This is a genomic window from Paracoccus sp. 22332 (assembly GCF_052045125.1).
In the GTDB taxonomy this organism is placed as follows: domain Bacteria; phylum Pseudomonadota; class Alphaproteobacteria; order Rhodobacterales; family Rhodobacteraceae; genus Paracoccus; species Paracoccus haematequi_A.
The window spans coordinates 1-4,347 of sequence record NZ_JBQEOI010000092.1; the positions used below are offsets into that span (position 1 = coordinate 1).

Sequence of the window (4,347 nt, forward strand, 5' to 3'; positions counted from 1 at the left end):
GATGTTGAAGGCCTTCGCCGCCTGACGCTGGCTCATGCCCGCCGCGCAGGCCTGGCGAACCCTGAGATATAGTTCCACGCTGAAAATCCTCGCGCCCTCCCTGCTGCCGCAGAAAGGGAAAGGGTGGACGACTTTTACGCCGCCCGCAGCAGCTCCATGCCGCCGCTTCCGTGGACTAGTTTCTCACCGCCGTTCTCACTTCGATACGCTCGGCATCCGACTTCGACAAGCGCCCGCTTGCGGTACCCCCTCTAACCTTTCGATAAATGGCACTCGTATACCTATCCGTGTGGCCGCCCTTCTTGGTATGGCGCAAGGTAAGGATTTCCGATGGCTTGGAGATCGGAAAGCACGATCGAAGGAAAGTCGTCCTTATCTCCGAATGAAGCTCGGCGCTATCGCCGCAGATTGCGCTTATGCCCTCCGAGAAGGCCCAGTCGAACAGGTTTTCCTGTGTTTCCCGGTGTGAAGCAATACTTGAGGCAACAAAAAAGGGATGTGCCGGATCGTTTCCAAGGCAGACGTCGCAACTTATGCCGGTTATACCGACAGGCAGACGCGCTGCAAAAATCTTTAGCCCGTTTAGCTCAAGCTCATCCGATAGGCTTCGGAACGAGCGAGAACCGATCCTCAGTCGATGCCGGATCATGTCTGTCACGCCAGGGGCAGTTCGATACTGCGGATCGCAAAGGTCGATCCTGCCGGGCGGAGCGATGGTTCCCGTGGCCAGAAACTCTGCTGAGATATAGTTTTCGACGGAAATATACGTCGCCACCAATGCCTGTGCCCTGATCGGCAGAGAGGCGATAGCGTCGCCGAAGTATTTCTGCACCTTGATATCTCTGACAAGCGGCGGCAGGAAGAAACAGATCGAGATGCCCGCCAGCGAAGCGATGGCCGTTAGGTCACGAATAGTCGGAGATGCCTCGTCGGCCTCCCACTTGGCAAGGGTAGCAATATTGCCATCCATGCCAAGCGCCGCGGCAAACTCGGCAATCTCCATGTCGAGACTTTGGCGCGCAATCTGAATTCGTTGTCCAAGCATCGCCGCACCTTGAATGTCAGTAAAGCACCACGGACCTGATGCTTTCGCCCTTGTGCATTAGGTCGAAGCCCTTGTTGATGTCTTCCAGCGGCATGGTGTGGGTGATCATCGGGTCGATCTCGATCTTGCCGTCCATGTACCAGTCGACGATCTTGGGCACGTCGGTGCGCCCGCGCGCCCCGCCGAAGGCCGTGCCCTTCCAGACCCGGCCGGTGACCAGCTGGAACGGCCGCGTGCTGATCTCCGCGCCGGCGGCCGCCACCCCGATGATGACCGACTGGCCCCAGCCGCGATGGGTGCATTCCAGCGCGTCGCGCATCACCTTGGTGCTGCCGGTGGCGTCAAAGGAATAGTCCGCGCCGCCGATCTGGTCGAAGGGGGTCTTGGTCATCTCGACGATGTGCTGGACGATGCCGCCGTCGATTTCCTTGGGGTTGACGAAATGGGTCATGCCGAAACGTTCGGCCATCGCCTTCTTGTCGTTGTTCAGGTCGACCCCGATGATCATGTCGGCGCCCGCCAGCCGCAGGCCCTGGATCACGTTGAGCCCGATCCCGCCCAGGCCGAAGACCACCGCCTTGGCGCCGATCTCCACCTTGGCGGTGTTGATCACCGCGCCGATGCCGGTGGTCACGCCGCAGCCGATGTAGCAGATCTTGTCGAAGGGCGCGTCCTTACGGACCTTGGCGACCGCGATTTCAGGCAGGACAGTGTAGTTCGAGAAGGTCGAGCAGCCCATGTAGTGGCGGATCGGCGTGCCATCCAGCATGGAAAAGCGGCTGGTCCCGTCCGGCATCAGGCCCTGGCCCTGGGTGGCGCGGATCGCGGTGCACAGGTTGGTCTTGCCCGAGAGACACGACGCGCATTGGCGACATTCGGGGGTGTAAAGCGGAATGACGTGGTCGCCCGGCTTCACGCTGGTCACGCCGGGGCCGACCTCGACCACCACACCCGCACCCTCGTGGCCCAGGATCGACGGGAAGATGCCCTCCGGGTCCGCGCCCGAGCGGGTGAATTCGTCGGTATGGCAGATGCCGGTGGCCTTGATCTCGACCATGACCTCGCCGGCCTTCGGTCCTTCGAGGTTGACCTCCATCACTTCCAGCGGTTTGCCAGCTTCCAGGGCTACGGCGGCACGGGTTCTCATTGTCTGTTCCTTCATTCCATGCCTGTCTACCAATGCGGGATAGGCGATCTTCGCGTACTAAGGATGCTAGCGAAGCCTCGACAAAGAGGGAGGATCGAGGCTTCGCCCCGTCCGGCGGCGGAGATTGTAGGCGCCAGACGTGTCTTGCTAGACAAGGCAATAATACAGTTATTCACTGTCCAAGGAGACAGTTTATCTGGACCTGAAGTCCATAAATTTGAACGTCGCACTGCTCTTGCGCATCGAGTTGCGATATCTAGAGCAAGGGTTGCTGGCCTTTTGCTGAACTATTTGGCCAGTTTATCCCAGCATAGCAGCAAGATGGTCGAAACCTGTCATCTGCAAGGCCATGGGGCTTGAAAAAAGCCCGTGATGAAGCGCGCCGTACCATATACGATCCCGGCAGCTAGGCCATGTTGCGGATTTTAGACACCCTGTTCATATATAAATTCTATGTAACAGGGACATGTTGGGCTGACACTGGTGATCTATTCTATGCAGCAAAAGCTACACAAGGAATGCTGGTATGGGCGCACGTCCCTTGATCGAGAACATGGAATTCCTCCGCCACTTTTGGCATCCGGTCGCGACCCTTGACGAGTTCGAGAAGGCCGACCCGTTGGGCAATGGCCCCATGGCGGTCACCTTGCTTGACGAGAAGGTCGTTCTTGCTCGTCTCGACGGAAAAATGGTTGCGATGAAGGACCAGTGCGTCCACCGTTCGGCCAAGCTGTCCGGCGGCAAGGTCAAGGACGACCAGCTTCAGTGCCCGTACCACGGATGGATGTACAATGCCGAGGGCAAGTGCACCCATATGCCGGCATGTCCGACGCAGAAGATTTCCTCGCGCGCCAAGGTTCCAAGCTACCAATGGGCACCTCGATTTTTGACCTTTTCCGGTCGCGGGTCGCGGGCTCGGCGGCTTGAAATGGGCGTGATGCCACCCGTCAGTGCCCTTGTGCGCTACGGGGTCTTTGATGCTTTGCCTGTCGCGCGCGGCGTTTCGTGCCGCACGACTTGATTTCCGCGCCCCTGGGTTAGCCCGGGCACGGGTTCAGGCGGCTCAGCTGGCCGAGGCGGCGCATGTTGTAAGCGAGGTTCTTCATCCCGATCTTCGCCTTCGCCCGCACCATGCCGATCGTGCGCACCAGCGTGCCGCCCATGTCATTGGTCTGCGCGCCGAAGACATGCTCGACCCGGGCACGCACCGAGGATTTGGTCCGGTTGCTGCTTTTGGCCTGCTCGGTCAGCGGCTTGCCGCGCTTGCCCTTGCGGTGGATGTGGCTCTTCAGCTTCATGCCGCGCAGCTTGGCTTCCATCTCCTCGGACCGATAGGCCGGATCGGCCCAGACCCCCGCGCCGGTATTGCCCCGCGTCAGCAGGTGGTCCACCGCTTGGCTGTCATGCAGGGCGGCATCGCTGACATGGTAACGTCTTACCAGCTTGTGCTTCCTGTCCATGCTCACATGGTTCTTGTAGCCATAGTGGGATTTACCGTGCTTCTTGGTCCAGCGGGCATCAACGTCCTTCTGTGACCGCTTGGCCGGTTTGTCGGACCAGCCCTCGGGCACCTCACCGCTCTTGATCGCCTTGTTTTCCTCGCGCGTGTTGTGGTTCTTCGGCACCGGGACGATGGAGGCATCCAGGATCTGCCCTCCCCGCGCGATGTAACCCCGGCGCGCCAGATAGCCGTCGAACTGCTTGAACAGCGCCTCCACCAGGCCCGCCTGCGCCAGCGCTTCGCGATAAAGCCACACCGTCTTGGCATCGGGCACCCGGTCCTCAAGCCCTAGGCCGAGGAACCGCATGAATGACAAACGGTCGCGCACCTGATACTCGATCTGGTCGTCGGACAGGTTGTAGAGCGCGCCCAGGACCAGTGTCTTGAACATCAGAACGGCGTCCATCGGCTTGCGCCCGGCGCGCGACTTCCGCTCCGCATCTGGCTTGCGCCAAACCCGCTCCAGCGTCGGGCGGAACTCCTCCCACGGCACAACGGCGTCAATCTCGACCAAGGGGTCCTTCTTGGCATCCAGGCTCGCATAGCGGTCCGAAAGATCGAAGAAACCCATCTGTGCCATCGTTACGCCCAAGCAGCCGATCACCCCCCGTTCATACCGCAGCAACTCGGGCCGGGCAATTTTTCGAGGTGCCC

Annotated in this window: 4 protein-coding genes; 1 reads left to right on the forward strand and 3 read right to left on the reverse strand. The window is 60.2% G+C overall.

Annotation, left to right across the window (positions count from 1 at the left end; genetic code table 11):
- Nucleotides 1-175: 175 nt before the first annotated feature.
- Together ACTJI6_RS23655 and ACTJI6_RS23660 are read right to left on the reverse strand one after the other, a co-directional pair.
- Nucleotides 176-1,045: a helix-turn-helix domain-containing protein gene (locus ACTJI6_RS23655; RefSeq protein WP_440804186.1), complete on the reverse strand. Its 870-nt coding sequence runs from the start codon at nt 1,043-1,045 to the stop codon at nt 176-178.
- Between the two features lie 16 nt (nt 1,046-1,061).
- Complete coding sequence (locus ACTJI6_RS23660) at nt 1,062-2,192, reverse strand: S-(hydroxymethyl)glutathione dehydrogenase/class III alcohol dehydrogenase (RefSeq protein WP_440804189.1); 1,131 nt, start codon at nt 2,190-2,192, stop codon at nt 1,062-1,064.
- Nucleotides 2,193-2,718: 526 nt separating this feature from the next.
- Here ACTJI6_RS23660 and ACTJI6_RS23665 point away from each other — a divergent pair.
- The gene (locus tag ACTJI6_RS23665) at nt 2,719-3,213 is read left to right on the forward strand and encodes a Rieske 2Fe-2S domain-containing protein (protein WP_440804191.1); all 495 of its coding nucleotides are present in this window, start codon (nt 2,719-2,721) and stop codon (nt 3,211-3,213) included.
- Nucleotides 3,214-3,229: 16 nt separating this feature from the next.
- On the opposite strand, the gene ACTJI6_RS23670 is transcribed toward ACTJI6_RS23665, so the two are convergent.
- A complete protein-coding gene (locus tag ACTJI6_RS23670; protein ID WP_085502601.1) occupies nt 3,230-4,273 on the reverse strand; it encodes an IS5 family transposase in 1,044 nt (347 codons plus the stop codon).
- Nucleotides 4,274-4,347 lie beyond the last annotated feature (74 nt).